The 26,069-nt window shown below is 40.0% G+C and carries 18 protein-coding genes and 1 tRNA gene; 7 read left to right on the forward strand and 12 right to left on the reverse strand.

Annotated features, from left to right (window positions below; all coding sequences use genetic code 11):
* Positions 1 to 4: 4 nt before the first annotated feature.
* Entirely contained in the window at positions 5 to 1,687 is a 1,683-nt protein-coding gene (ilvD, locus tag AAC073_RS10555) for a dihydroxy-acid dehydratase (protein ID WP_339923797.1), read from the reverse strand.
* Between the two features lie 539 nt (positions 1,688 to 2,226).
* Between ilvD and ispE the strand changes: the two genes are divergently transcribed.
* Positions 2,227 to 3,036 (forward strand): 4-(cytidine 5'-diphospho)-2-C-methyl-D-erythritol kinase, encoded by an 810-nt coding sequence (gene ispE, locus AAC073_RS10560; RefSeq protein ID WP_339923798.1) that lies wholly within the window; start codon positions 2,227 to 2,229, stop codon positions 3,034 to 3,036.
* A gap of 70 nt (positions 3,037 to 3,106) precedes the next feature.
* On the opposite strand, the gene AAC073_RS10565 is transcribed toward ispE, so the two are convergent.
* From AAC073_RS10565 to tgt, 3 genes are read right to left on the reverse strand one after another with little or no spacing between them, the layout of a single operon-like run.
* A complete protein-coding gene (locus tag AAC073_RS10565; protein WP_339923799.1) occupies positions 3,107 to 4,012 on the reverse strand; it encodes an EamA family transporter in 906 nt (301 codons plus the stop codon).
* A 9-nt stretch (positions 4,013 to 4,021) separates the two neighbouring features.
* Positions 4,022 to 5,095, reverse strand: a complete 1,074-nt coding sequence (locus tag AAC073_RS10570) for an LptF/LptG family permease (protein ID WP_339923800.1) — start codon at positions 5,093 to 5,095, stop codon at positions 4,022 to 4,024.
* Between the two features lie 54 nt (positions 5,096 to 5,149).
* The gene (tgt, locus tag AAC073_RS10575; RefSeq protein ID WP_339923801.1) at positions 5,150 to 6,280 is read right to left on the reverse strand and encodes a tRNA guanosine(34) transglycosylase Tgt; all 1,131 of its coding nucleotides are present in this window, start codon (positions 6,278 to 6,280) and stop codon (positions 5,150 to 5,152) included.
* Between the two features lie 292 nt (positions 6,281 to 6,572).
* Between tgt and AAC073_RS10580 the strand changes: the two genes are divergently transcribed.
* From AAC073_RS10580 to rsmG, 3 genes are read left to right on the forward strand one after another with little or no spacing between them, the layout of a single operon-like run.
* Complete coding sequence (locus tag AAC073_RS10580; protein ID WP_339923802.1) at positions 6,573 to 7,700, forward strand: glycosyltransferase; 1,128 nt, start codon at positions 6,573 to 6,575, stop codon at positions 7,698 to 7,700.
* A complete protein-coding gene (locus tag AAC073_RS10585) occupies positions 7,691 to 8,302 on the forward strand; it encodes a sigma-70 family RNA polymerase sigma factor (RefSeq protein WP_020888343.1) in 612 nt (203 codons plus the stop codon). The genes AAC073_RS10580 and AAC073_RS10585 overlap by 10 nt, the downstream gene beginning before the upstream one ends.
* Positions 8,303 to 8,305: 3 nt before the next feature.
* Positions 8,306 to 8,956: a 16S rRNA (guanine(527)-N(7))-methyltransferase RsmG gene (gene rsmG / locus AAC073_RS10590; protein WP_339923803.1), complete on the forward strand. Its 651-nt coding sequence runs from the start codon at positions 8,306 to 8,308 to the stop codon at positions 8,954 to 8,956.
* Between the two features lie 186 nt (positions 8,957 to 9,142).
* Here the strand turns inward: rsmG and AAC073_RS10595 are convergent, their stop codons facing one another.
* Genes AAC073_RS10595 through era form a run of 3 tightly spaced genes read right to left on the reverse strand, consistent with a single transcriptional unit; the run spans position 9,143 to position 11,900 of the window.
* Positions 9,143 to 9,676 carry a hypothetical protein gene (locus tag AAC073_RS10595; protein ID WP_339923804.1) on the reverse strand — a complete coding sequence of 178 codons (534 nt, stop codon included), beginning with the start codon at positions 9,674 to 9,676 and terminating at the stop codon, positions 9,143 to 9,145.
* A gap of 8 nt (positions 9,677 to 9,684) precedes the next feature.
* A complete protein-coding gene (gene der / locus AAC073_RS10600; protein WP_339923805.1) occupies positions 9,685 to 10,998 on the reverse strand; it encodes a ribosome biogenesis GTPase Der in 1,314 nt (437 codons plus the stop codon).
* An 11-nt stretch (positions 10,999 to 11,009) separates the two neighbouring features.
* Positions 11,010 to 11,900 carry a GTPase Era gene (era, locus tag AAC073_RS10605; protein ID WP_339923806.1) on the reverse strand — a complete coding sequence of 297 codons (891 nt, stop codon included), beginning with the start codon at positions 11,898 to 11,900 and terminating at the stop codon, positions 11,010 to 11,012.
* Positions 11,901 to 12,040: 140 nt separating this feature from the next.
* Here era and AAC073_RS10610 point away from each other — a divergent pair.
* A tRNA-Met gene (locus AAC073_RS10610) sits at positions 12,041 to 12,113 on the forward strand.
* A 948-nt stretch (positions 12,114 to 13,061) separates the two neighbouring features.
* Positions 13,062 to 14,015 (forward strand): YihY/virulence factor BrkB family protein, encoded by a 954-nt coding sequence (locus tag AAC073_RS10615; RefSeq protein WP_339923807.1) that lies wholly within the window; start codon positions 13,062 to 13,064, stop codon positions 14,013 to 14,015.
* 257 nt (positions 14,016 to 14,272) lie between these two features.
* On the opposite strand, the gene AAC073_RS10620 is transcribed toward AAC073_RS10615, so the two are convergent.
* On the reverse strand, positions 14,273 to 14,650 hold the full coding sequence (locus AAC073_RS10620; protein WP_339923808.1) for a GxxExxY protein: 378 nt from the start codon (positions 14,648 to 14,650) through the stop codon (positions 14,273 to 14,275).
* 561 nt (positions 14,651 to 15,211) lie between these two features.
* Here AAC073_RS10620 and AAC073_RS10625 point away from each other — a divergent pair.
* Positions 15,212 to 17,560, forward strand: coding sequence for an alpha-L-fucosidase (locus AAC073_RS10625; RefSeq protein WP_339923809.1), 2,349 nt, complete (start codon positions 15,212 to 15,214; stop codon positions 17,558 to 17,560).
* 65 nt (positions 17,561 to 17,625) lie between these two features.
* On the opposite strand, the gene AAC073_RS10630 is transcribed toward AAC073_RS10625, so the two are convergent.
* From AAC073_RS10630 to AAC073_RS10645, 4 genes are read right to left on the reverse strand one after another with little or no spacing between them, the layout of a single operon-like run.
* Positions 17,626 to 20,595, reverse strand: a complete 2,970-nt coding sequence (locus AAC073_RS10630) for a glycosyl hydrolase (protein WP_339923810.1) — start codon at positions 20,593 to 20,595, stop codon at positions 17,626 to 17,628.
* Positions 20,596 to 20,636: 41 nt separating this feature from the next.
* Positions 20,637 to 22,076, reverse strand: a complete 1,440-nt coding sequence (locus AAC073_RS10635) for a sulfatase-like hydrolase/transferase (protein ID WP_339923811.1) — start codon at positions 22,074 to 22,076, stop codon at positions 20,637 to 20,639.
* Between the two features lie 24 nt (positions 22,077 to 22,100).
* On the reverse strand, positions 22,101 to 24,629 hold the full coding sequence (locus tag AAC073_RS10640; protein ID WP_339923812.1) for a hypothetical protein: 2,529 nt from the start codon (positions 24,627 to 24,629) through the stop codon (positions 22,101 to 22,103).
* The gene (locus AAC073_RS10645; RefSeq protein WP_339923813.1) at positions 24,629 to 26,062 is read right to left on the reverse strand and encodes a RagB/SusD family nutrient uptake outer membrane protein; all 1,434 of its coding nucleotides are present in this window, start codon (positions 26,060 to 26,062) and stop codon (positions 24,629 to 24,631) included. The genes AAC073_RS10640 and AAC073_RS10645 overlap by 1 nt, the downstream gene beginning before the upstream one ends.
* Positions 26,063 to 26,069: the final 7 nt, after the last annotated feature.

Below are 26,069 nucleotides of genomic sequence, written 5' to 3' on the forward strand. Positions count from 1 at the left end.
GTCGTTAATCTTTATCTGTCACGCATCCTTCAGATGCGGTAGAAACTAACTGAGAATACTTTTTTAACGTTCCGTTTAAATGGCTCAAGTCTTTATTTACCCAGGTTTTCTTTCTCTCTGCAAATGTTTCATCAGAAACATCACAGCTTATTTCGAGCGTCTCACCATTAATGGTAACCTTGTCACCGTTTTGTAAAAGCCCTATTGGACCACCTGTATATGCTTCCGGCGTAACATGTCCTACTACGAACCCATGCGTGCCTCCTGAAAATCTTCCATCTGTAATGAGCGCAACATCAGCTCCCAATCCTGCTCCAATAATAATAGAAGTAGGCTTAAGCATTTCGGGCATTCCTGGTCCTCCTTTTGGGCCCACATACCTGATGACGACGACATCTCCCTTTTTAACTTCCATGTTTTTCATGGCATCATTGGCTTCCTGTTCTGAGTTATACACTTTGGCAGGACCAGTAAAGGAAACACCTTCTTTTCCGGATATTTTTGCCACTGAACCTTCTGGAGCAAGGTTTCCTGTCAAAATACACAGGTGACCTGTTGCTTTTACGGGTGCTTCTATTGGATTGATGACATTGCCTTTTTCTGCTCTTATTGGAGCAATATCGGCCAGGTTTTCAGCTATGGTTTTGCCGGTTACTGTCAGACAGTCACCATGCAATAAGCCATTGTCCAATAGATACCTCATAAATGCTGGTAAACCTCCTTGCTCGTGAAGGTCCTCCATCATGTATTTACCACTTGGTTTAAAATCACCCAAAACAGGTGTAGTGGCATTTATTTTTTTGAAATCTTCAAGTCCGAAATCAATACCAGCAGTCCTGGCAATCGCCAATAGGTGAAGAACTGCATTGGTGCTACCAGCTAGTGCAACTACCACCCTTACTGCATTTTCTAAACTTTTCTTGGTTACGATATCTCTTGGTTTCAAATCCATGGCCAATAAATTGGCTATAAACCCACCAACCGCTTCACATTCAGCAGCTTTCTCTTGTGAATTGGCAGGGTTTGAGGCACTATAGGGCAATGAAAGCCCCATCGCTTCTATAGCAGAAGACATGGTGTTGGCGGTATACATACCTCCACATGCTCCAGCTCCTGGGCAAGCATTTTTTATTACTCCTGTATAATCTTCGTCAGAAATTTCGTTATTGATACGTTTTCCGTATGCTTCAAAGGCAGAAACAATATTTAGTTTTTCTCCTTTGTATTTACCAGACCTGATGGTACCACCATAGACCAATATAGAAGGCCTATTCACACGTAACATCCCCATGACAGCACCAGGCATGTTTTTGTCACAGCCAGCGACTGCTACTATACCGTCAAATGAATGACCTAAAATGAATGATTCTATGGAATCAGCTATGATCTCTCTGGAAGGCAAGCTATAACGCATGCCAGACGTACCCATTGAGATTCCATCACTAATTCCTATTGTATTAAAGACCAATCCAGTAAGCTTTGAAGCTATTGTAGAAGCCTTAATGGCTCTTGCAAAGTCATTAAGGTGCATGTTACAAGGGTTACTCTCATAGCCACAACTAGCCACCCCAACAAAAGGCTGCTTCATCTCTTCATCCGTCAAGCCTGTTGCGTACAACATGGCCATAGAAGCCGGATTCTCTTGATTATCACTTACCTCCCAACTATTTTTTTTCGAATTGCTCATTATAACTCTATTATTTTTAACAACTGGCTTATAAAAAAAAGTGCTTCACTCGAATGAAGCACTTTGATTGATTTTTTCTATTGGCAATAGATCAGCGCTTCATCACTTACTAAATGATAATGACAATTAGGACGACAAGGCTGACAACTATTAACATATCTCTTTTGGAGTATCTCTTTTGACTTTATTTTGTACTATTATAATGCAATATTAAAACCTCTAATCCATACTTACAATATTTTAATTCTTTTTTTAATTTATGAAAAATAAGAAAATAATGTAAATGAATTTAATTAAAAAATTAAAGTTTATTATTACAGATAATAGGCAATTTTATTTTTAAAATTTAATTATGACGAAAAAATTCAAAATTTTATTCTGATGCAAACTTTTGTTAATTTTTTGGTAAAAAAACTGTGTTTCAGGACATCCTTACCAACTTTAAACTTTAGTGAGCTTTTATCCATTTAAATGATTTAAAAAGCTTCCTAGAAAATCCGCACCTTTGTTTTACTTTTAGGGATTAAAGCTATACAAATATGATCGTTTTTCCCAATGCAAAAATCAATCTTGGATTACATGTGCTCAGAAAGAGAACAGATGGATACCATGACATCGATACTTGCATGTACCCCATACCATTAAAGGAAGCTTTGGAAATCATTCCCTCCCCATCCTTTTCTTTTACCCATAGCGGAATACCAATCCCTGGCACGGCTGAACACAACCTAATCGTGAAGGCTTTCCAATTACTTTTAACGGATTTTCCGAAAATTACGGCAGTGGCTGCCCACCTCCACAAACACATCCCAATAGGTGCCGGATTAGGTGGAGGATCAGCTGATGCAGCTTTTGCATTAAAACTTTTAAACAAACTATTCTCTTTAGGCTTAACCCAAAAACAGCTTGAAGATTATGCCTCCCAATTGGGGAGTGATTGCCCATTTTTTGTGCAAAATAAAGCGCAAATGGCAACAGGTAGGGGTGAAAAGCTTGAATCAATTTCTATTGACCTGTCGGGAACTTGGATTTACTTAATTCATCCAGGCATCCATATTGGCACCAAAGAGGCTTATGCAGGCATCAAACCCTCAGAAAGGGACTTGGACCTGAAAGAAATTCTTGCAGATCCATCTTCCTGGAAGTCCCAACTTGTTAACGATTTCGAAAAGGGGATTTTCTCCAATTACCCAGAAATTGCTAGCATAAAGTCAAAATTATACAATGCCGGCGCTTGGTATGCTGCCATGTCTGGCTCCGGATCTGCGGTATTTGGACTGTTCAAGGATCGGCCGGAAGAAATTAAATTCCCAGAACACTATTTTCTTTTTTCCGAAAACCTGGCTTAAAACAAAATTGGCTATTTGCTATTTCCCTACTTCAAGTAATCGCATAGTAATAGCCCTTGCATCTCAGGGTTTAATGTATCTTCCTTATGGTTCTGGCTACCCTCCTCTTTTGGACAAAACGAATCATGGGGTACATACAGACGGAAGCCAAAATGATCAAGGTTCCTAAATAAAATTCAGCTGTCATTTTTTCTTTTTCTCCGAAGATGATAAAGGCAAGCAGAATCCCATATACAGGTTCCATATTTACCGTCAGGTTAACAGCAAAAGCGGATATCCGTTTCATGAGTTTGACAGACAAGGTAAAAGCAATGACGGTACAAACCTGTGAAAGGACTAATAACCAAAACCAATCCATCCCCTGTGGCTGCCAGGAAAAACCTTCAGTAGTAAACCAGTAAGCGTAAAATGGAATAAAACCTGCAGTCAGCAAAAAGGCCCCCACCATTTCATAAAAAGTGATAATAAAGGGGCTGTGGCTTTTGGTCAGCCTTCCATTTATCACGGTAAAGCATGCACTTAATAAAGCAGAAGTAACGGCCAGAAAAATCCCAAGACTGTAGCCAGACTCAAACTTAAATATCACTATCAAACCAATAATTACTACCAACCCAAGCATTACTTCGTACCATTTCACAGGTTGCCTGTTGACCATTGGCTCAATGAGTGCAGTCCAAAGCGAACAAGTGGCCATTCCCGCCAGACAAACGGATGCAGTAGAGACCTGTGCTGCCCAAAAAAACAGTATCCAATGTGCTCCAATCAAACCTCCAGTAAGTAGAAACTTAAGCAGGGCATTTCCATTAATTTTTAGAGGCTGCCTTCTAAATTTTAGCAGCAGGAGAAGTCCTATGCTGGCAAGGAGGGTTCGGTAGAAAACAATCTCAACCGCTGGAAGACTTATCAATAAACCTAGAATAGCAGTAAATCCCCAGATAAGAACGACCAGATGGAGCCATAAATAATCTTTTACCATAACGGAAAATTATCGGGGGACGGTTTTGTAAAGTACCAGTCCAGTAAGTCCAAAAACAATATTAGGTATCCATACTGCCAAGATTGGATAAGCAGTACCCGCTTCAGCAAATGTCCTTGAAAGTAAAAAAAGTATGATGTACACAAAGGCCAGCATAAAGCCCAGTGCTATTTTAAAACCTGAGCCCCCTCTTGTTTTCTTCGCAGATACAATTACTCCGATGAAAGTAAGTAGAATCGCTGCAAATGGAGACATAAAGCGAACGTACTTTTCAATCTTGTAAAAACTAATATTGTCCGCTCCTCTCTCTTCAAGAATAATAATCTGCTCGGATAGTTCGGGGAGCTTTAAGGTTTCATGATGATTGAGGGGTAAATCAAAATCGGCAGGGGTAATGGATAAAGTGGTATCCATAGCGTCACCCGTCGTCCAGGTCTCCCCCATTTCATTAAATTCTCTCAACCTCCAATCCCGAGCATTCCAAACATTTTTGGCTGTGTCCCAAACGATTCTTTCTGCAGAGAATTTAGAAATGAGTTTTCCTTCCTGAATATACTCCAAGGTAAAATCATGCCCTTGATCGACAGAGGTAAAATACCTGCGCATATAGGCATACAAATCAGGAGCTACCTTTATATGAATATTCTGTTGGTCTTGTTCCTGTTGTTTGTCCAGGTATTCCACCCTGAATTGAGAAACTCCCGCAGTGGCTACAGGCAATACCCATCCGTTAAGCAAAAAACTAATCACCGCAATTAAAATCGAAGACATTATAAAAGGCACCAACATTCTCAAAAAACTAACGCCACTACTGAGAATCGCAATGATCTCTGTTCTTCCCGCCATTTTAGACGTAATAAAAATGACCGAAATAAATACCGTAATTGGCGTAAGTAAATTGTTTAAGTAAAGACCATAATTAAGCATATACTGCAAAATTTCAGTAGCAGGAACATCGTTTCGGATATAGGTATCATTTTTTTCGGTGAAATCAAGCACCAATACGACCAAAATCAACATCATGACCACAAACAAATAGGTCTTGAGGAAATCTTTAATGATTAATTTATCCAATAGTTTCATACCAACTGGTCTTTCTCTTTTGTATCAAATGAAACGGCTGCACTAGCAAAATCCTTATAATCTTCTGCTAACTTTTTCTACCATTGCATTTTTCCAGGTGGTAAAATCACCGGCCTGTATGTGTTCTCTGGCTTGCGTCACCAACCAAAGATAGAAGGATAAATTGTGAATACTTGCAATCTGTGCTGCCAGCATTTCCTTACTTATCGTCAGGTGTCTAAGATATGCTTTGGAGTAAAAATTACTCACATGAGAATGGAAGCCACTGTCAAGAGGTGAATAATCCATTTTCCACCTTTCATTTCGGATATTAATAATACCCTCAGAGGTGAAAAGCATACCATTCCTAGCATTTCTTGTTGGCATTACGCAATCAAACATGTCTATACCCAATGCTATTCCCTCCAAAATATTAGCAGGAGTACCCACTCCCATAAGGTACCTTGGCTTGTCCTCTGGAAGTATATCTGTGACCAGATCTGTCATTTCATACATCATCTCAGCAGGCTCTCCAACAGACAAGCCGCCAATGGCATTACCTTCCCTATCTTGGTCACTAACAAAACGTGCTGCATCCAATCTCAAATCTTTGAAAGTACTCCCTTGAACAATTGGGAATAAAGCTTGGCTGTAACCATATTTTCCAGCACTGTTATCAAACTGATCTATACACCTTTTTAGCCACCTGTGCGTAAGGTGCATGGAATTCTTAGCATAACTCCAATCACAAGGATAAGGGGTACATTCATCAAAAGCCATAATTATATCAGCACCAATAGTACGCTGAATGTCCATTACTGATTCAGGGGTAAAGTGATGCTTTGAACCATCAATATGGGATTTAAAGACCACCCCTTCTTCTTTTATTTTTCTGTTCCCCTCGAGCGAAAAAACCTGATAGCCACCACTGTCTGTAAGTACAGGACTTGACCAACCCATGAATTTATGTAATCCTCCAGCTTTTTCAAGCACTTCCAGTCCAGGCCGAAGATAAAGATGATAAGTATTGCCTAGAATAATTTGAGCTTTCACGTCATAGGTTAATTCCCTTTGGTGAACGGCCTTAACCGAACCTGCAGTCCCCACGGGCATAAATATAGGTGTTTGGATCAGTCCGTGATCTGTTTGAATTTCACCGGCTCGAGCTTTCGAGTGTTGATCCTTACTTTCAAGTTTAAATTTCATTCCTCCCTTTCATTGAAAAATCCCCCATTTACTGATTATATTTGAATCCGAAATAGGCGATAGTTATTTTAGTATGCATTAAAATTATTTCAGAATCAGTCAATAGTTGTAATTTTTGACCTCAAATATGGCCATCCCATGATTTAGTCTTCAACTCTACTGGCTTCTTAATAATACGAACACGCATTGTACAGCTCATGGCCATTTACAATTGGAACACAAAAATAACCGCAATTAAACAAATATTTGAGATTTTTGAATTAATCTTAAAGAACGGACAGTAGGTGCAAATATGGAAAACACATTATGGTGGATATTTTTTTTAGCTTCAGGCGTGCAGTTTACCTATTTGATGGTAGTTTTTGGCAGGTTTGTTTTTTTTCACAAACATGAACAGGAAGCTGAACAGAACAGTAATCTCAGCGGGGTTTCAATAATTATAGCCGCTAAAAATGAAGCTGCGCATTTGCAAGACCTTGTGCCTTTACTTATGCAACAAGACTATCCTGAATTTGAAGTGCTAATCGTGAATGATTGTTCCACTGACGATTCAGAAGACATGTTGAGATCTCTTGCTGAAATATACAGCAAATTGAGGATTGTGAATGTCAGGTATACTCCGGATCATGTAACAGCCAAGAAATACGCCCTTACGCTGGGCATAAAGGTATCCAAATACGATACTATCCTGCTTACCGATGCCGACTGCAGACCTGTTTCCCCACATTGGATCAGGAGAATGTCCACTCCTGTACGTAATGAAGGCAAAACTTTTGCCCTCGGACATGGGTCCTACCTGGCACTCCCTGGATTATTGAATAAAATCATTCAGTATGAAACCCTTTTCACAGCCATTTATTACTTTTCATTTGGATATTGGAAAGCTCCATTTATGGGAGTAGGAAGAAATCTCTGTTATAAGAAAAGTTTTTTCATGGAAAAGAAAGCATTTAATTCAATTTGGCACATTGAGGGGGGGGATGATGATCTTTTTGTGAATCGTTACGCTACAGCAGAAAACACTGCCATAGTCGCTCATCCAGAGAGCATAACCATTTCTCAGCCGAAGACAAGTTTCAAAACTTATTTCACCCAAAAGAAGCGGCATTACCATGCTGGGAAATATTATCGCAATAAAGACAAACTAAAACTGGGCTTGTATTCGTTAAGTCATTTGGTATTCTGGCTTTCCGCAGCAGGAATTGTAATTCTTGAAAGCACCTGGGAACCAATTGCCCTTGTATTGGGGTTAGTTTTTGCAAGGGCCATGCTGCAATATTTAATAATTCATAAGGCAAGAAAAAAATTAGAGGGGACTGGTAAGGTAATTTGGACTTTATTTTTTGATTTGATGTACATGATTTATTTTTGGACCTTAGGAACAAAAGGTTATCTGTCAAAAACAGTTAAATGGAAATAAAGGAAAGAAGTTTTTCAGATAAAGCGTTAGAAGATTTTGAATTGATCGACAAAGCGGTCAATGATAAAGACCAGCAGGCGTATGCTTCGCTCATGAAGCGGTACAAGAAAGCGGTATACTTTATGATTCTTAAAATGATTAGAGGTACTGACGACGCAGAAGATCTTACCATGGAAGCCTTTGCCAAGGCATTCAAAAATCTCCACAAATTTAAAAAAGACTATACATTTAGTACTTGGCTTTTTAGAATTGCTACTAACAATACCATCGATTTTATCCGTAAAAAGAAACTCAAGACCATGAGTTTGAACAACACCATGACAGACGACGGTGGAAATGCGGTAAATATAGATGTGGAAGATGATGACAACAATCCTCAGGACGAATTCATCAAAACCCAGAGGAAAGAGATGGTGCGTATTTTTGTCGACAAGTTACCTGCAAAATACCGAAAACTGGTTAAACTAAGGTATTTTGATGAATTGTCTTATGATGAAATTGCTGTGGAACTTGACAAACCTTTAGGAACGGTAAAAGCACAACTTCACCGATCAAGAGAACTATTATACGAAATTGCTAAGGGCAAAAATAAACATATTTAATTGATGAATGCAGACCATAAGCTGATCCAACATTATTTTCCAGAATTGAATGTCCTACAAATGGATCAATTTAAGCGCATGGGAGACCTTTACATGGATTGGAACAGTAAGATCAATGTCATCAGCCGAAAGGACATGGAAAGTTTTTACATTCACCATGTACTGCATTCTTTAGGTGTTGCTAAATTACTTTCTTTCGAGCCCGGTACTAAAATTCTTGATATCGGTACGGGTGGAGGATTCCCTGGAATCCCTCTTGCCATCTTATTCCCTGAAGCACAATTTCACCTGGTAGATTCTATAGGCAAAAAAATAACTGTAGTGAAGGATGTGGTCAAGCAATTGGGTTTAAAAAATGTAGAGCCACAACAAGTGCGTGCAGAAAGTCTTGAAGACAGGAAGTATCATTTCATCATCAGCCGAGCGGTTACACAGATGGAGAAATTCTATCCATGGATCAAAAATAAATTCAGAAAAGAGGACGTTCATGAGGAATTTCAAAATGGAGTCTTTTACCTAAAAGGTGGGGATGTCGATGAGGAATTGGAAGCATTGCATCTTAATTATGTAAGCTACCATCTCGAAGATTACTTTACTGAACCATTCTTTGAAACCAAAAAGGTGGTTTACCTACCTTATGAAGGCAAAAAGTAAGTTGAACTGACAGAAGCAACTCTGAAGTTATCTCTACTCAGATCAATCTTGATTTTTTTTTTAAGCCAAAATTAATGATCTATCCCCTTACTGTGTAAATCTTTAAGGAAACTGAATTACAAAAAAATAACCCAAGACTGGTCATTTACTACCTGCCTTGGGTTATAATAACAATAAGAAATTTTCCTATCTCACCAATACCACTTCAATATTGGTTTCACTAACGGTAAGTCCATCTTCTTGCAAACGCTCAAAATCTGAGACTTCAATTTCACCTGAGAGTCTCAGTATATTATCTGAATAGTCTATAACTTCAAGTATCACCGCTTCTTCATTGTCGGTGATTACCAATTGATCACCCACCAACTCCCAGGTGCCGGAGAAAATTTCCACGCCTTGGACAGGTATTTTCTCATTTTGAAGTGTAAAGCCAAGTGCTATTAAATCGACGTCGAAAACGAAGCTCCCGGCAGCAGTAACCAGTTGATCCATGTCACCAAAATCTAGGGTCATGTCATAATTTTCTCCATTCCCCTTAATACTTACGGGAACTGAAGCCCCAGACACTGAAACAACACCTCTACCACTCAACGTAGCTTCTTCTAAGTGCCACTCTTCCTTTGCCAACTCTAAGGCTGGCTTTTCTTCTTCAGTAGTCGTTTTACAACCCCAAATCAACAAAAGCAGCATCAAAAAGAGAATAGACAAAGACTTTTTCATGGAAAATATTATTTCTTTTTGTAGGTAATTTTAACAGGTACACCCGTAAAATCAAAATTTTCCCTTAACCTATTTTCAAGGAATCGAGTATATGGTGATTTAATGTATTGTGGCAAGTTACAGAAAAAAGCAATCACCGGATTTTTGGTCGGCAATTGTGTAATGTATTTAATTTTAATGTATTTCCCTTTATTTGCCGGTGGTGGATATTTTTCAATTTCTGGCAACAATACTTCATTCAGCTTGGAAGTAGAAACCTTGCGTTGTTTATTTTCATAAACCTGCATGGCCAACTCCATGGCTTGAAAAATTCTTTGCTTTGTAAGAGCAGAAATAAATATGATTGGGATCCACTTATTTTCACCCAGCTTATCTGTCATATTGTCCTTAAATGCCTGCATGGTTTTGTGGTCCTTTTCTACCAAATCCCACTTGTTGACCATAATCATCATCCCCTTATTGTTTTTAATGGCAAGGGAGATAAGATTAACATCCTGCGCTTCAAGGCCACGGGTAGCATCTACCATGATTATGACCACGTCAGAATCTTCCAGCGTTCTCAAAGAGCGCATCACTGAGTAAAACTCTATGTCTTCTTTTACTTTGGCCTTCTTACGGATTCCTGCCGTATCGGTAAGGATATAGTCCTTGCCATAAAGCTGGTAACGCGTGTGGATGGCATCTCTGGTCGTTCCTGCCTCATCCGTTACTATTGACCGCTCCTTACCAATTAATGCATTTAGAAAGGACGATTTCCCTACATTTGGTCTACCTAGGATAGCCAGTTTTGGTATTCCTTCATCTGGATCTTTTTCTCCCTCATCAGGGAATTTCTGTACCACCTCATCCAGCAAATCACCGATACCACTTCCGCTGGTCGCGGTAATTGGATAAATGATTTCTTCACCTATGCCCAAAGCATAGAATTCATTGGCCATTAAAAGGTCGTCAAGGTTATCCGCTTTATTGGCAACCATAAATATGGGCTTGTCTGTGCCTCTCAACTCTTTAGCGAAATCGGCATCCAGATCAGTAAGACCTACCATACAGTCTACGACAAATAAGATAACGGATGCCTCTTCTATGGCTAGCTTAACCTGCTTGCGAATTTCCTTTTCGAAAATATCTTCGGACCCAATCACATATCCGCCAGTATCAATGACGGAGAAAAACTTTCCTGCCCATTGCGCGTGGCCATAATGCCTATCCCTGGTGACACCACTAAGGTTGTCTTCAATGGCTTTTCGCTCTTCTACCAGTCGGTTAAAAAGCGTGGATTTACCCACATTAGGTCTCCCTACAATTGCTACTATATTGGCCATAATATTATCTTTTATTGGTCGTAACCAAACTTTTTCAATTTGTTTTTATTCTTTCTCCAGTTGTCTTCTACTTTCACAAAAGTTTCCAGAAAAACTTTTTTTCCAAAAAATTTCTCCATTTCAATCCTGGCTTGGGTACCTACTCTTTTCAATGCTTTGCCCTTGTCTCCGATGATAATACCTTTTTGACTATCTCTTTCCACATAAATCACTGCTCTCATGCGGAGCAATTGATCGGTTTCTTCAAAGTCTTCTATACGAACCTCTGTACTATAGGGTATTTCTTTTTTGTATTGGTTAAAGATTTTTTCTCTTATGATTTCGGAAGCAAAGAAACGTTCAGGGCGGTCACTTAGTTCTTCTTTATCATAAAATGGGGGATGCAAAGGCAAGCGATCTAAGATTTCTTGCATTATCTTTTGAAGGTTGAAACTTTCCAATGCTGAAACCGGAATAACCACATCTGCTTTTATTCTTTCAGTCCAGTATTTCGTTACCTCAGCAAGTTTTTCTTCCTTATTTAAGTCAATTTTATTGATGACAAGTAATATAGGCACTCCTGCCGCATTTACCTTTTCGATAATGTCTTCAATTTCTTCATCGCTTTCAAATAGATCTGTCACAAAAACGATTACATCAGCATCTTCTAGGGATAGATGTACAAAACCCATCATGCTTTTGTGCAGTTCGTATTTTGGTTTCAACATGCCGGGAGTATCGGAAAAAACGATCTGGTATTCCGGTTCATTCATAATTCCCAAAATCCTATGACGAGTAGTCTGGGCTTTGGAAGAAATGATAGAAAGCTTTTCTCCAAGCAGGGCATTCATCAAAGTAGATTTACCCACATTAGGCTTACCTATGATATTAATAAAGCCTGCTTTATGCATATTTTCTGGCATGGTCTCAGATTTTTTTTACAAAGGTACTTGATTTTTGAGAATATGTCCTTACCTTTGTATCACAATAACGGATAAGGCAGCAAAAAACGTTTAAAACCTTATCATTTTCAAAAGCGATTTTATTCAATATAAAGATATATCGCGGGATGGAGCAGTTGGTAGCTCGTTGGGCTCATAACCCAAAGGTCACAGGTTCGAGTCCTGTTCCCGCTACTAGAAACCCCTTATACGTCAAGTATTTGGGGTTTTCTTTTTTTGGGGGCTATTTATATCGATCGGTTAGGTGCCGAGATTTTTATTTTTGATAATGCGAAGCCATCCAAATTCTTTTTCTCGGAAAGGCGCAAAGTTCCTTGGGGATACTTTATTGTACTTTGTGAAAAAACCTATGTGAGGTTTACCTGAGATATGGAGGCAAGGTTCAAATCACATAATGAACTGGGAACAAAAGGCTGAACCCTTAATAGGCCAAGGATAATCCTCCAGACGGAGGATTTTGAATATAGAAAGGAGGCCATACAAAGGGAAAAGGAGTCGAAATCCGAAAAAGGCAAGGGCTTTATCAAAACCCTTTAGAAACTTGAAAAATTTAATTAGCTGTTTAATCTTTTCTTGAACAATAAAGAAAGCGGAATTTGAAAAAAATTTATGTTATATCATCTGCCTGTCTCCCTTCTTACTGTTCCACAACCTTCGTTTTCGTCTATTCCTAATTTCCAAGACCAAAATACATCTATGACCTCTTATTTCAACTAGAAATAAATTAAATCCTTAATCCTTCAGGCATATGGAACTTATATATTTTGGTAAGTTTTTTAAAGATCCATCATTTTTATTCAACCCCAAAAGAAATAGTATTTTCCAAATTAGAGTGTTCAATTTCTTATTTTATTGCTTCATCTTTTTCTGCCCTAACTATAGTAAAACATTCTTTATGACGATTTGAACCAATATTGCTAACCATTGGTGGGTAATATGTGACACTGCTTGTACAAAATAAAAGGCACAAATTTTTGATACTCTTGGCTAGTCCCTATTAAGAGAATATTTAAGTCAAAATTTTGGCATGGTATTGGGAAATGCATATTCGTAATAAGATATGTTATCTGCTTTTTAAGAAAGATAGGGTAAAATGCAATAGCACCAAATAGAAAAGTCAAAATGGAAACTGCCACTAAAGAACAGAAATTTCGATTAAAAGATACGTGGTCGCTGCTGAAGGCGGCTTATAAAGAATGGACTGATGATGATGCATTTGGTAATGCTGCTGCAGTAGCCTATTATGCTGTGTTTTCACTTCCCGGGCTGCTACTAATAATTGTTTCCATTATAGGTCTTTTTATGGAAAGGTCAGACACCGTTGTAGAAATTACTTCAGGGCTTACAGGCATGATTGGTGCTGAATCTGCAGAAAGTATCGCTGAAATTATAGTCAACGCCAATTTAGCGGACCAATCCGTCCTAATGACCATAGTAGGTCTTGGCACCATGCTTTTCGGTGCGACAGGACTTTTCGTTCAGCTTCAAAAATCTTTAAATTCTATCTGGGAGGTGAAAAAAAGTGAAAAAGCTGGAATAAAAACCCTATTGAAAGACAGAGCCACTTCACTTGGAATTATTATTGTTATAGGCTTTTTACTGCTCATTTCATTGGTTTTGAGTACTACAATCTCATCATTAGGTGGGTGGTTGACACGCAATTTTGGTGAAAGTCTTTTTATCGTGGCTTATTTAGCCAATATTGTTCTATCTATCGTCATCATTGCACTGCTTTTTGCAGCGATATTTAAAATTTTACCAGATGTGAATATAAAATGGCGTATGGTATGGACAGGTGCTATCCTGACATCAGTGCTGTTTACGATAGGAAAAGCACTAATTGCCTTTTATTTAAGTGAATCAAATCCTGGAGAAACATTTGGTGCTGCAGGTGCCATTATTCTTTTCTTACTTTGGATATCCTATTCCTGCCTAATACTTTTCTTTGGCGCTGAGTTCACTCAGGTTTACGGGAGAAGGTATGGCTATCAGCTAAAACCGTCTAGTCATGCAGTGCGCACCTCTGATTTTGAGCATAAGAAAGACAAACTAGTCAAAAATAAGAAAGTGGATTAGGAAATGATATAAAAGAGCACGGTTTATTGTTCTCGCTAAGGCGCTAAGACGCAAAGATCTAAAGATTGCTTCTTTTTAAATTGGTAAACGTTCACTTACTTTTCCTTTTCTTTGCGACTCTGCGGCTCTGCGTGCAATTTTACTGTGTTTATATTTTTGGTTCTCGCAAAGGCGCTAAGACGCAAAGCCTATAAGGTTACATTTTTTCAATTGGCAAACCTTTACTTAGCTTTTCTTTGCGACTCTGCGAGCAATATTTATAAGTTATTTGCAATTCTTGTAATCCCATCTTTTACCAAAGCCTCGTTGAAATTAATCAATAAGCCGAGTTTCAGCCCTGTTAGTTTTAGGTAGGTTAAAACTTGCTTTGAATGTACCGGAGCAATGGCACCTACTGATTTTATTTCTACTAACACCCTGTCCTCCACAATCAAATCCGCTCGGAATCCTTGGTCCATTCTAATGCCCCTCCAAATTAACGGAATAACTTGTTGCCTTGTAACACTTAGCCCTTTCTGAATGAGTTCATAATATAAAATCTCCTCATAAACAGACTCAAACAAACCGGGCCCAAGCGCAACATGAATCTGGTAACAAGTATCTACAACTATTTTGGAAATATCGTTTTCAGTCATATTTTTTTATTTTGCTCGCTAAGACTAAGTATCCATTTTTTTTGCGATTTTGCGACTCCTGGTGCAGTTTTTAATGTTCTTTTTAGGTTATTGTTCTCGCTAAGGCGCAAAGCCTATAAGGCTACATTTTTTCAATTGGCAAACCTTTACTTAGTTTTCTTTTTCTTTGCGACTCTGCGGCTCTGCGTGAAATTTTAAAGTTATTTTCAAGTTATTATTCTCGCTAAGGCGCTAAGACGCAAAGGTCTAAGGATTCTTCTTTTTGAATTTGTAAACCTTTACTTAGTTTTCCTTTTCTTCGCGACTCTGCGGCTCTGCGTGAAATTTTAAAGTTATTTTCAAGTTATTATTCTCGCTAAGACGCAAAGATCTAAAGGTTACTTCTATTTGAATTGGCAAACTTTTACATGGTTTTCCTTTTCTTTGCGACTCTGTGGCTCTGCGGGCAATCTATCCTATAAGTTAACAATTTTTCAAATCAGCTCAAAATCATAAAACCCACCCACTTTTTATATATTTACCTCGTAGTCACTATTCACCCAAAGCTGTATAACTTATACCATGAATCGTATTAAAAGCATCGCCTGTATTGCATTACTCTTTATTTGTCACCACTTGTTGGCACAAAGGGAATGGGAAAACCCAATAAAGAAAGAAGAACGCCTGGGCTCTCCATTGGTAGAGACCTCCCCTTTTGTGTTTCAGGAAAAATTATTCCTTCTGGAGAATAACCAAAAGTTTTGGGACATACCGGGAGCAAAACCTGGTGACCGTTTTCATGAGGATGAAGTACGAATCCGTGACCTTCAAACAAATCAGATAATTTCCACCCCTTTAAAAAACCATGGCTTTGGAACGGTCCTGACTTGGGAAGGTAGGGTTTATGTTTTCGCAGGGGATTATGGACAAGGAAAACCTTGGCGAAAAATGACCGAAATCACAATGACCAGCTCGGCTGACCTTATCAATTGGAGCAAGCCGAAGACCGTCCTTCGGGCAAATGAGAATGAGTATTTTTTTAATACTGCCGTTACCAGAGGAAAAGAGGGCTTTGTGCTACTGTATGAGACCAGTGACAAGCAGTGGAAACCTTTTACCTTTAGGTACATGAGCTCTTCGGATTTGGAAAACTGGAAGGAGATTCCAGACGCAGTCTACGGAGTAGATAAATATGTTGGCGGACCTGCCCTTTATTATGAAGGAGGCTGGTACTATACACTTTACTTGGAATCGCTACAACCCGGTTATGAAACCCGCATTACCCGTTCTAAAGACCTTGTTCATTGGGAAGATGCACCTGAAGACAGGCCTTTTGTTACTTATAATCCGGAATACAAAAACATCCCTTTAATAGACCCTGACATCTCAGAAAGCAATGCTTCAGATATTGAACTTTGTTATTTTCAAGGCAAAACCATCCTTTATTTCACCGGAAGTGACCAAACAACTGCCGGAGATTTACAACGCGCAACCTATGATGGAACACCAAAGGAATTGTTTGAGCATTTTTTTAAACCTGAAGGACAATCAGACGTAGCTCCAAAACATCAGGGAGACTGGCAACCGGTTTTGGAAGCAGGGACTGAAGGTGCCGGAACTGCTGTTTTTTCTACTAAGCCATTTCAAACCCTCCCCACGGAAAGTCAATTGGCTTACCAGGAGCGACAATTGGGAGCATTTATCCATTTTGGCCCTGCCACCTACATTGAATCGGACATGATGAGCGTGCCTGCTGCGGAAATATTCAACCCCTACAGACTGGATGCGGAACAATGGGCCAAAACGGCCAAATCTTTTGGGGCCAAACACATCGTGTTAACGGCAAAACACCATAATGGCTTTTGCCTCTGGCCTACGGAAACCACGGATTATTCTGTAAAAACCATTTCATGGAAGGGCGGTAAAGGAGATGTTGTCAGGGAGTTTGTAGCTGCTTGTAGAAAGTATGGGTTAGATATCGGACTCTACGTCTCTGGTGGAGACAAGCATTTTGGGGTCAGTAGTACACCTGACCCACAAGGGGAACGTAAAATTGTCGGGGACATCCACAAGTACTTCCCTGTTTTCTTGGAACAACTTAGGGAGTTGCTGACCAATTATGGAGAGATCTCCTACCTTTGGTTTGATGGTGCTTATGACCCCTTTGGCTGGGATGTCATGGACCCTGAAACCATGAAACCATTGGGCACTGCCTATGGGGATGCCATACACAATATGGTGCGGCATTTACAACCTAAAGCTATTGTAATGGGAGGAACTAAACCGGATGTTCGTTGGTCCGGCAGTGAGCAGGGATGGGCGGCTTATCCTTTGGGAAATATCGTTCAGCCGGGTGAAGGTTTTGATAAATGGGTAGGGCCACAAAGTACGGGATGGATTCCTGCCGAAGCCAACCTCCACACACGGTCAACCTGGTTTTGGAAGCCTGACTCAGACAAAACCTTAAGAGATTTACCTTTTCTAATGAACGTTTACAATGAATCCATCGGCAGAGGTGCCAACCTTTTGGTGAACATGACACCTGATACCAGTGGTTTGATTCCAGCTGCTGAAGTAAAGCGACTGAAAGAATTTGGTGAAGCCATTGCGCAAACTTTTTCGAATCCTGTGGCCAATTATGATCAGCCGCAAAACAATGCTAATACGACTTACACACTTACAATTCCTAAAAACCAAACAGTAAACCTTATGGTTTTGGAAGAAAACATTGCCAATGGACAGCACATCAAACAGTACAGTATAGAAAGCTTTGATGGCAACAATTGGCACCCTGTGGCTGAAGGACTGACTATCGGGAGAAAGCGCATCCACTATTTTGATCCGGTAAAATCCGCTAAACTCCGTCTGTCTCTAAAGGGTGATGAAAGCAAAATGGAGTTGAAATCATTTACCGTGTATCAAGCGGACTAATTAAGGAATATAGTCAAGAATTTGAGGGGCATTGTTTCAGAAAAAAGCAACAATGCCCCTCAAAATCATTTAGGCACTGCAATTGGCAAAACGGTCGTTAGGGTAACTGGTCCGAAAATCCCTGAAGGAATAAGTGGCGCATTTTTCCAAGGAACCCTCAATTTTGGAATGCCCTTTATAACAGTCGCTTCCACATGCGTTTTGGTGAAATTAGCACCAGTTACCGCATCTCCAGTTAATCTATTTGACCAGGTATTGGCTACTTCTATTTTCAAGGTGTTTATTCCAGGCTTTAGCGCATCCGTCACATCAAATCGATAAGGCTTGGCCCAGGTTATTCCAATAGGCTTCTCATTCAACCAAACTTCAGCAACATGAGAAAGGTCCCCTAAATCCAGGTAAACCCTGGCTTCTGGAAATTCAGAAGCATGCATTTCATGTATAAAATTCTTTTCGTAGCGGGCAGTACCTGAGAAGAATTTGACTCCCTCAATTTCAGACTCCGTCCAGGATTTTAATTCTGGGAAAATTGCTTTTTCCGGTGCTCCCCAACCTTCTGGAAAATAAACTTCCCAAGCACCGTCTATCGTTTTCATATTGGCACGATTTAACAAGCTGCTCGTTTTATCATTTTGAACAAATTCAAATTCACCTTCTTCCCACAATTCAAGGCCATATTCCCCATATCTAAGCATAGGTGGGTGAATATCATTGGTTAAAATGTTTGTGAAATGTTCTTGATTGTTCCCATTTCTAAAAGCCACAAAGGTGCTTTCGTAAGGGGCAAGGGTCAAAGGAAGGGTAATACCGTCTTGAGTTTGTTCGAAAATAGAAATAGCCGTTATACTTCCATTTTCCGTATTCCATAACTCTGGAGTCTTTCCCGCTTGCCGAAATCTCAAGTCCCTGGAAATCCATTCATCTGTAGTGTTAACTATGAAATAAAAATCCATTCCATCCTTTTGATAATGGGTGTAATCAAGCTTATAAAAACCCTTGTCTTTGTAATCAAAATCAGGGCTGACTTCTAATGCTTTCAAAATCTCTCCTACTGAAACATTGTAATAAATGGCTTTATTTCCTGATTTAAAGTCTTGTTTGTTAAAAGGCTTCCACAAACTATCCAGCCAACCTTTCATGTTGGGTAAATTCTTCATGTTTCTTTCCGGAGCAATTCTACTGGGTTTAGGCCCCGTGATAATGGCCCCGTTTTTTGTCATTTGTTCCAGTTTCACCAATACCTTCGGATTGATCTCGTATTCTTCGGTCAATGCCAGCACACTAAATTCAGCACCATTTCTCGGGTTCAAAACTTTCCCATTTTTCACCTTCAGACCGAGTAGCACTTCTGTATTCAAAAGCTCAAAATCATACCCTTCTCCTGGATTAAAACGGCTTCGCTTATGTCCACCGTAATTGGGGATGGTATCACCATAATAATACAAAACATCTGCTTTGAAATCGGCTTCCTGTAAAACATAGGATATCCTGGCCAGGTATTCATTAAATGGTCGGATTTTCTTCCACCAAACCCTTTTGTCATTGTAATGGGTACCCGCATGATAAACAATTCCGGGATTCCCGGTACCTTCCGGATTATGTGTAGATCCGTGGACTACTACCCTATTCATGCCTTCAGCAAAAGCCCTGTCTCCCATAGGTTTCATTTCGAAAGGACCTTCTTGCCACTGCTGAAAAGTGGTAAATGCTTCCATCTCCACCATTCCCAAACCATAAATATGGGAGGCAGAAGAGACTTCCTTCACCACCCTCAGCACATCCATTCCCTCCTCGCTAAAATTATGGTGGTTAATCCAAAACTCTCCTCTAGGGATATCCAAACCTTTACCCAATGCCTTCAAGGGCTCCACAGGCACATTGTGTAAAGGATAGCCTGGACCTCCCGCCTCACTGTTGTTTTTCAACCCATGTGCATTGCAAATTTCTTTGGACTTCATGTAGAAGTTTTTGATCATCAATTCTGACAAAGTCCTTTGGAAGCCCGCCTTGAATGCAGAAGTTGCCTCTTGAGAAAGCGTTACTTCCTCAAATAAAATGGGTAAAAATTTCTTTATATCATAGCCATTAAGCTCTTGAAATTCTTTTGGTAAAGTAGGTGTCCAATTAAAACCCCTGGCTTCATAACTAGCCATATATAAGTTTTTCAAGGCTGTTTGACGTAAATCCCCCATTTTAGATTCTAGGCGGTCTATAATATAATTGAAGTGAAAAGCCGTGGCTTCAGCATCAAAATGATCTACTATAGGCCCTGCTGAATACTTACTGGGCAGTACCAAATTCTCTCCGGAATTGGAACTGACATAGCGTACAATTTTCCATTCTCCTTCCGGAACTTCCCAATTCAAAACCTCTTTATTCGAATCAAAAAACGTGGATACATCCTTAATTCGGCTGGTATCCATTAGCGCTTTATCTGCTAACAGTGGTATAGCCAAGACTGCTATCTCTTCAGAATAAAGTGGTTTGCCATCTTTTCCATAAGAAATAAGTCGTTTTCTTCCTCGAGGATCTTTCTCTGGGATCTCAGGGAAAGGCACTTTTATTTTCTTCTTCCCTCCACCCCTTACATTCACTTTTCGTTGGTAAATTGATTTTGCTGCATGTTGTGGCGTAAGCCAATTCCCTCCAGCATTCCAGCTGCTTGCCGTATTCAATCCTACTTCCATGCCATATTTACTAGCTTCATCCACAGCAACTTTAATGGTTGCCAAAGATTCGTCCCCTAAAAACTCCGGGCCTGCACCTACCTGAACGGTATCCCTAGAACCTATTTCAAATATGGTAAACCCTGCTATTCCTGCCTCGTCAAAAGAACGTATTTCCTCTTTTAATCTCACTGTATCCACATGACCACCTAGCCACCAATGATAAACGGTAGGCTTGGCAGTACTTGGTGGTTGTAGGAAATTTTGTCTCATCTGATTGTAGCCTTTACTTTCCTGGGCCTTAAGGCCAAAGGACAACATACTGCAAAACGTAACTAAATAACAAATGATAAAAGCTTTTAACTTCATGGCGTAGGCATTTCTAGTATTAGTCTAAAATCAATTTATGTTTATTTTTCTTTACTATTGGGCAAAGGACTCCATTCATAAAAGTCATCCCCTGTAGCAGCGATCCATTCATCCAAAGCCACATGCATTTCATGTTTAACGGATTGGTAAGCATCAACATAAGCAAGATTGTGCTGCTCTCCAGGATCTTTCCACAAATCAAACAACTGCTCATTCCGCTCTCCTTGATTGTATAAATTGTACTTGTACCTGTCATTTCTGATCAACCTGGCCTGCCTGCTGGAATCCAGTTTATCGTCTGCCAATTGCACTACCAAATAATCTCTCAATTTCTCCCCAGGATTTTCCAAAATGGGCTTTAGGCTTTTACCCGTGAATTTAACTGATGAAGACAAACCAGCATAATCCACAATAGTCGGGGCTAAGTCAATACCTGAAACCAATTGGTTTCTATCTATACTATGCGAAGGCACATGCCCCTTATACCTGATGATAAAAGGGACGGTGGCAGCTTCCTCATACAAGCTTAACTTAGCCGCCCACTTGTGCCCTGCCCCTCCATCACCGTGTTCACTTGTGAGCACCACAATGGTGTTTTCATCAAACCCATTGTTCTTCAATGCTTGCAGAATTTTCCCAATTTCACCATCTACCATTTCCGTAAACCGATAATAATGGTACAGGTATGCCTGCCAGTCTTCGGGTGTATAATCTTTTGTCTTCAATAACTCATCTCCATAATGATCCATTAAGCGTTTTTCGGCCAGAAACTGTGGTTCATCTGGGTCAATTTCAAAGTTATTGGGCAAAGGAGGCAAACCTTCCAATTCATGTGCCTTGGCATATTCATCCGGTCTTCTTGGAACATGACATATGTCATGGGGATTGTGAAGTGAAACTGTCAATAAGAAGGGTTGATCTTCTTTATAATTATTGAGGTAATTTACCGTGGCGTCTGCAATGGGCCCATCCGTATCTTCTCCGAGATCCCATTCTTTATCCAAAGATTGGAAAGGAACCACAGCAAAGCCTGCTACAGAATCCATAGCTCCTTTGGCAGGATAGGATTCTGGCAGGTGCCATTTTCCAACCCAAGCTGTATGGTATCCTGATTCTTTAAAAACCTGGCCTATAGTGGGTACTTCTGCTCGGATATGTGTGGAATTCCAAACCACACCTGTTTCATGAGGCATTCTCCCTGTAATCAGACTACTTCTAGCGGGACCACAAACAGGAGAAGTGCAATAAGAGGCTGTAAAAAAGGTGCCTTCCGCTGCCAATTGGTCCATGGCAGGCGTGTTCAGGTGAGGATTACCCAAATAACTCAGGGCATCATTGGTATGTTGATCTGTCAGAATGACCAAAACATTGGGCTTTAGTTCCTTCTCCTGAGTTTTTTCACTTTGGCAACCTGCTATTGCCGCCATACTATAGCTCATAAATAAGAACAATCTCCAGGAAATATTTATTTTCTTTTTCATCTTAAACTAGTTACCCAAGTTAAACTACCATGAAAACACTACTGTTCCAGAGACCTCTTTGATTTCAAAATAACGCTCATTGCCATTTTTTACCTCAGTGAATGGGATCTCACCAGTATTCCATGGATACCTTGAATTTAAGTATACATTTAAATCTTCTGCCGTCACACCATCGGATGGATATATCCTAAGTGAACCATTTTGTAACCCACTGACGCTATACCGCTTGCTTATCCCTTTTTGTCCGGAATGAAGTTCTTTAAAGGATATCATTCCTGAGCTCTGCTTAATAAAAACACGACATTCTCTATGCCAAGCTGTAGGCATATTGTAATTGGAAAAACCATCTTCAAGAATGGTCTCTAAGCCTAAAATCAGCGGCGCTCCTTGTTCAAATTTGAAGGACTGCTTTACGGTAGAATTGGGATTGTATCCGGAAAAGATAAAAGCATTGTCAGAACGATTGATTGTAAGTACAGGATCTTTGATTGACGCATTTTCCTTTTCTATTTTCAAATGCATCCCAAAATTCCCAAGCAGTTGCCTTAGCATGGCTGGAACAATCTGGAATTCTTCCGGATTGTCTGGCGTCAATAACCTTCCGCCGGTAAAACTACTGGAATTGGTACCTCTTAAATAAACAACCTTTCCTCCATTCCAATCAGGGTGTTGTCTCAGCCATGCCATGTCCCTTTCTTCGTCCCCTTGCTTCACACTTGACAAAGCTTGGGTAAAAGAATCTTTGGGTTGCTTGATAAGGGTACGGAATCCTCCACCAGAGAATAAGGAAAGATGTCGTATTTTTTGTGGTAACTCTCCTTTAATAATATCTATACCTACCTCTGAATACAGATCCATTTCTCCTGACAGCGGCTTAGTATTGGAAAGGTTAAGAAAATCCATAAAGGTTTTGCTTGAATGATCTACAGGCCCAAATACTATAAGTTGCCCACCATTTTTCACAAAATCCATAAGTGTTTTCTCATTGTTAGAATTTTTTTCCGGAGCAATGGTCACAAGTATCGAAGATTTGAAAAGCCCTGGATTATTGGTAATGGCCCCTGGAAGAGAAGTAGTGGAAATCACAGTATTCATAGGAAGTCCACTGTTGATGGCTTGTCTCATAAACCAATCGCCATAATAAATCTCTGGCAATCTGTCGGTATAATCCCTTGCCCAATCATGGTATTCATCAAAGGGATAGACCCAGACCAAAGGCCCCGGCGCTGTAGGCATGTCATATCGTGCCTTTAAGATATGAGGCATTACCTCATCAGGCACCTGCGTTGGCATATTGCCATAGGTATCATCAATGGTTAGGAAATTTAAATGCGTAGGCACTCCTATTTTCCCTTCTTCATCAATCCTTGCTACTGCCAAGGGCAAATAAATATCATGTGGTTCTCTTCCATATCGGTCTAGCCAAGGGCTATTGATCCACCAGGGATCGTGGGTATAATACCTAAATGGAAATCTATTGTCCGGTAACATGGCCATTCGTGACATATAACCTGCCAGTTCTAAACCAAAATCTCCATCCAATGCTGCCCATGGTGAATTTGGCGGAGGCAACATATTAAACCCTCCTTTGTATATGTTTCTTAAATCTACCGCATCCCTGGCCAAATCAGCGCCTACAGAAAGGTTGGTCCCTCTGGTTTGGATTGGGTAATCGGGACATTCTTCCCTAAACAACTTCCAAAAGCCTACCACTTTATCGGCAGATGAAGCCAATTTTTCATGAGCGAAATTTTCTCCTGTAAAAATCGCTCCGGTAGCTGCCCATCCTTCTGCACCAAAACCAAACCCATTGCTTAGCCAGATATAATCAAAACCTAGATCATCAAGAAAATGTTGACTTTGTCTGCCAAAGAAAGTTCCAAATGGGGTTTGATCAGGAATACCCCCTGGGAAACCCGCATAGGACTCATTGTCACCATTCAATACCGAATAAGCACTTACAAAAGTCTTGTGACCCATGGCATTTCCACCCAGTATCTCTGGATGTTTCTCATATTTGAAAGGAGATTTGGCAAATTCAGGGCCTGGATCAAAGGTAGCCCCTACCTTAATTGGCTTGCCTGTTACTTTTCGTCCTTCCTCTTTAAGAACCTTAACAATATAGGCCAGGTCGCCATAAGTAAAGTCTGGAGCATCTTCCCTATAAACATAGGCTCTTTGATGTAAAGAAAGGGATTCAGGGCCTGAGCCAACTTCATGATCTGTATTTGGGTTCCCCATGTACTTGGCCCACTCTAGTGGTTGCTCCATGGTACCCTTATAATCGAGAATCTCTGAACCATCACTGGTCCAAAGCATCATCGACACAGTATCTGCATGCCTTAACAAAGAATGCCACTGGGTAAACATTTCATGAGCCACTGCCCTTATATAAGCTTTGTCATTTTTCTTAAAAGGCTTAAGGGAAGTTTCCAAGGTAATACTTTGGAAACTTTTCCCCTTTAAGTTGTCCTGTGCTAGCCCTGGTACGCAGACTAGAGCTAGCGACAAAACCAACCAAAAATTGCGCATTATAAAGTTTTGTTTCCTCATCAATAACCAGTGTTTTGTCCTAGGTTGGGATTAATATCAATTTCTCTAAGCGGAATAGGCATTATGGATTCATAATTCTGAACCTCAAAATTCAAATTGTTCCGTGCAAAGTAAGCATTCATTTCAGTTAACAGCTTTCCTGTTCTCACTAAATCAAACCAGCGATGACCTTCCAAAAATAACTCAACTCTGCGTTCTTGTGCCAATGCCAGAGCCAATGCTTCTTGGTCCAAACCGCTTAAACCTGTCAAGCCAGCTCGTTCGCGAACCAAATTAAGGTAAACTATTGCCTCATCCTGCTTAGCGTTTTGATTGAGTGCTTCTGCATACATCAGCAGTACATCTGCATACCTCAAGGCGGTGAAGTTAATTCCGCCATCTCCTTGAACACCTGTGGTGAAATCCACAAATTTCAACCCATACAATTCCTTTTCATAACCTCCGGAAATCACCTTTACAGAATCTCCAATAGAAGCTGGCCTTCTTAGGTCGCCGGCTTCATAAGCTTCGGCCATTTCAGGGGTTGGTAAAATTCTTCCTGAACCTTGCATTTGATTAGGGAAGATATCCATATCAAACCTTGCTGGGGTAAATGTGCTGGAAAACCCATTCCCTACACCCAAATTACCCGACATGTACTTGATTTCAAAAATTGATTCAGTCAATTCATCATTCCCATTGATGAATAAACTTTTATAATCTGATTCAAGCGAATAAGCATTGCTTTCTACAACTCCTTTTAATGCAGTTTCGGCATTGCTATAGTCCATTTGGGTGAGGTAAACTTTGCCCAATAAGGTCATTGCTGCTGCACTTGAAGCCCTGGATTTACCCAAGCCATCTACATTAGTTAGCAGGGAGGTAGCCTGATTCAAGTCGGCTTCTATCATTTGATACACAGCTTCCTCAGGTTTTCTCGTCATATCATAGGCCGCTATTTCACCTGGGCTACGGAAAGCCACATCCACAATTGGAATAGGCCCAAATGTTCTGACAAGATTAAAGTACCCAAAAGCCCTTAAAAATAAAGCCTCGCCTTTTATCTGGTCTCTGATCTGAGTGCCCATGTCCACCTCATCAATTCTAGACAATATATTATTTGACTGAGAAACAAGGTTAAAACTTATCTGCCAAATAGCATTCAAAAAGCCATTGGAAGGCGTAAAGTTGACCTCATCCAATTCAACCTCGGATATAGAAGGAGTAGTCCACTGTATTTCTGCATTGTCCGTAGTCAATTCACCAACGTACACTAAATTGGCATCATACAGGTTCTGAAGGCTAGAATAACTACCTATAAGTGCTGTCTCAAAATCGTTGGCATTTTTATAGAAGGAGCCATCACTGATTTGATGTTCAGGCTGCAATTCTAGAAAATCTGAGCAAGAGGTCCCAGCCAATAAGGTCAGGATATATATGATATATTTTTTCATGACTCAA

This window comes from uncultured Cyclobacterium sp., assembly GCF_963977555.1.
Classification (GTDB): domain Bacteria; phylum Bacteroidota; class Bacteroidia; order Cytophagales; family Cyclobacteriaceae; genus Cyclobacterium.

Excerpts from the sequence above, each read along its gene's own strand:
- rsmG (WP_339923803.1), top strand. The coding sequence starts at position 8,306 with ATGAATGCAGACCATAAGCTGATCCAACATTATTTTCCAGAATTGAAT.
- AAC073_RS10625 (WP_339923809.1), top strand. The coding sequence starts at position 15,212 with ATGAATCGTATTAAAAGCATCGCCTGTATTGCATTACTCTTTATTTGT.
- AAC073_RS10635 (WP_339923811.1), bottom strand. The coding sequence starts at position 22,076 with ATGAAAAAGAAAATAAATATTTCCTGGAGATTGTTCTTATTTATGAGC.
- AAC073_RS10595 (WP_339923804.1), bottom strand. The coding sequence starts at position 9,676 with ATGAAAAAGTCTTTGTCTATTCTCTTTTTGATGCTGCTTTTGTTGATT.
- AAC073_RS10565 (WP_339923799.1), bottom strand. The coding sequence starts at position 4,012 with ATGGTAAAAGATTATTTATGGCTCCATCTGGTCGTTCTTATCTGGGGA.
- era (WP_339923806.1), bottom strand. The coding sequence starts at position 11,900 with ATGCCAGAAAATATGCATAAAGCAGGCTTTATTAATATCATAGGTAAG.
- AAC073_RS10640 (WP_339923812.1), bottom strand. The coding sequence starts at position 24,629 with ATGAGGAAACAAAACTTTATAATGCGCAATTTTTGGTTGGTTTTGTCG.
- AAC073_RS10645 (WP_339923813.1), bottom strand. The coding sequence starts at position 26,062 with ATGAAAAAATATATCATATATATCCTGACCTTATTGGCTGGGACCTCT.
- AAC073_RS10615 (WP_339923807.1), top strand. The coding sequence starts at position 13,062 with ATGGAAACTGCCACTAAAGAACAGAAATTTCGATTAAAAGATACGTGG.
- AAC073_RS10570 (WP_339923800.1), bottom strand. The coding sequence starts at position 5,095 with ATGAAACTATTGGATAAATTAATCATTAAAGATTTCCTCAAGACCTAT.
- tgt (WP_339923801.1), bottom strand. The coding sequence starts at position 6,280 with ATGAAATTTAAACTTGAAAGTAAGGATCAACACTCGAAAGCTCGAGCC.
- AAC073_RS10620 (WP_339923808.1), bottom strand. The coding sequence starts at position 14,650 with ATGACTGAAAACGATATTTCCAAAATAGTTGTAGATACTTGTTACCAG.
- AAC073_RS10585 (WP_020888343.1), top strand. The coding sequence starts at position 7,691 with ATGGAAATAAAGGAAAGAAGTTTTTCAGATAAAGCGTTAGAAGATTTT.
- AAC073_RS10580 (WP_339923802.1), top strand. The coding sequence starts at position 6,573 with ATGGAAAACACATTATGGTGGATATTTTTTTTAGCTTCAGGCGTGCAG.
- ispE (WP_339923798.1), top strand. The coding sequence starts at position 2,227 with ATGATCGTTTTTCCCAATGCAAAAATCAATCTTGGATTACATGTGCTC.
- der (WP_339923805.1), bottom strand. The coding sequence starts at position 10,998 with ATGGCCAATATAGTAGCAATTGTAGGGAGACCTAATGTGGGTAAATCC.
- AAC073_RS10630 (WP_339923810.1), bottom strand. The coding sequence starts at position 20,595 with ATGAAGTTAAAAGCTTTTATCATTTGTTATTTAGTTACGTTTTGCAGT.
- ilvD (WP_339923797.1), bottom strand. The coding sequence starts at position 1,687 with ATGAGCAATTCGAAAAAAAATAGTTGGGAGGTAAGTGATAATCAAGAG.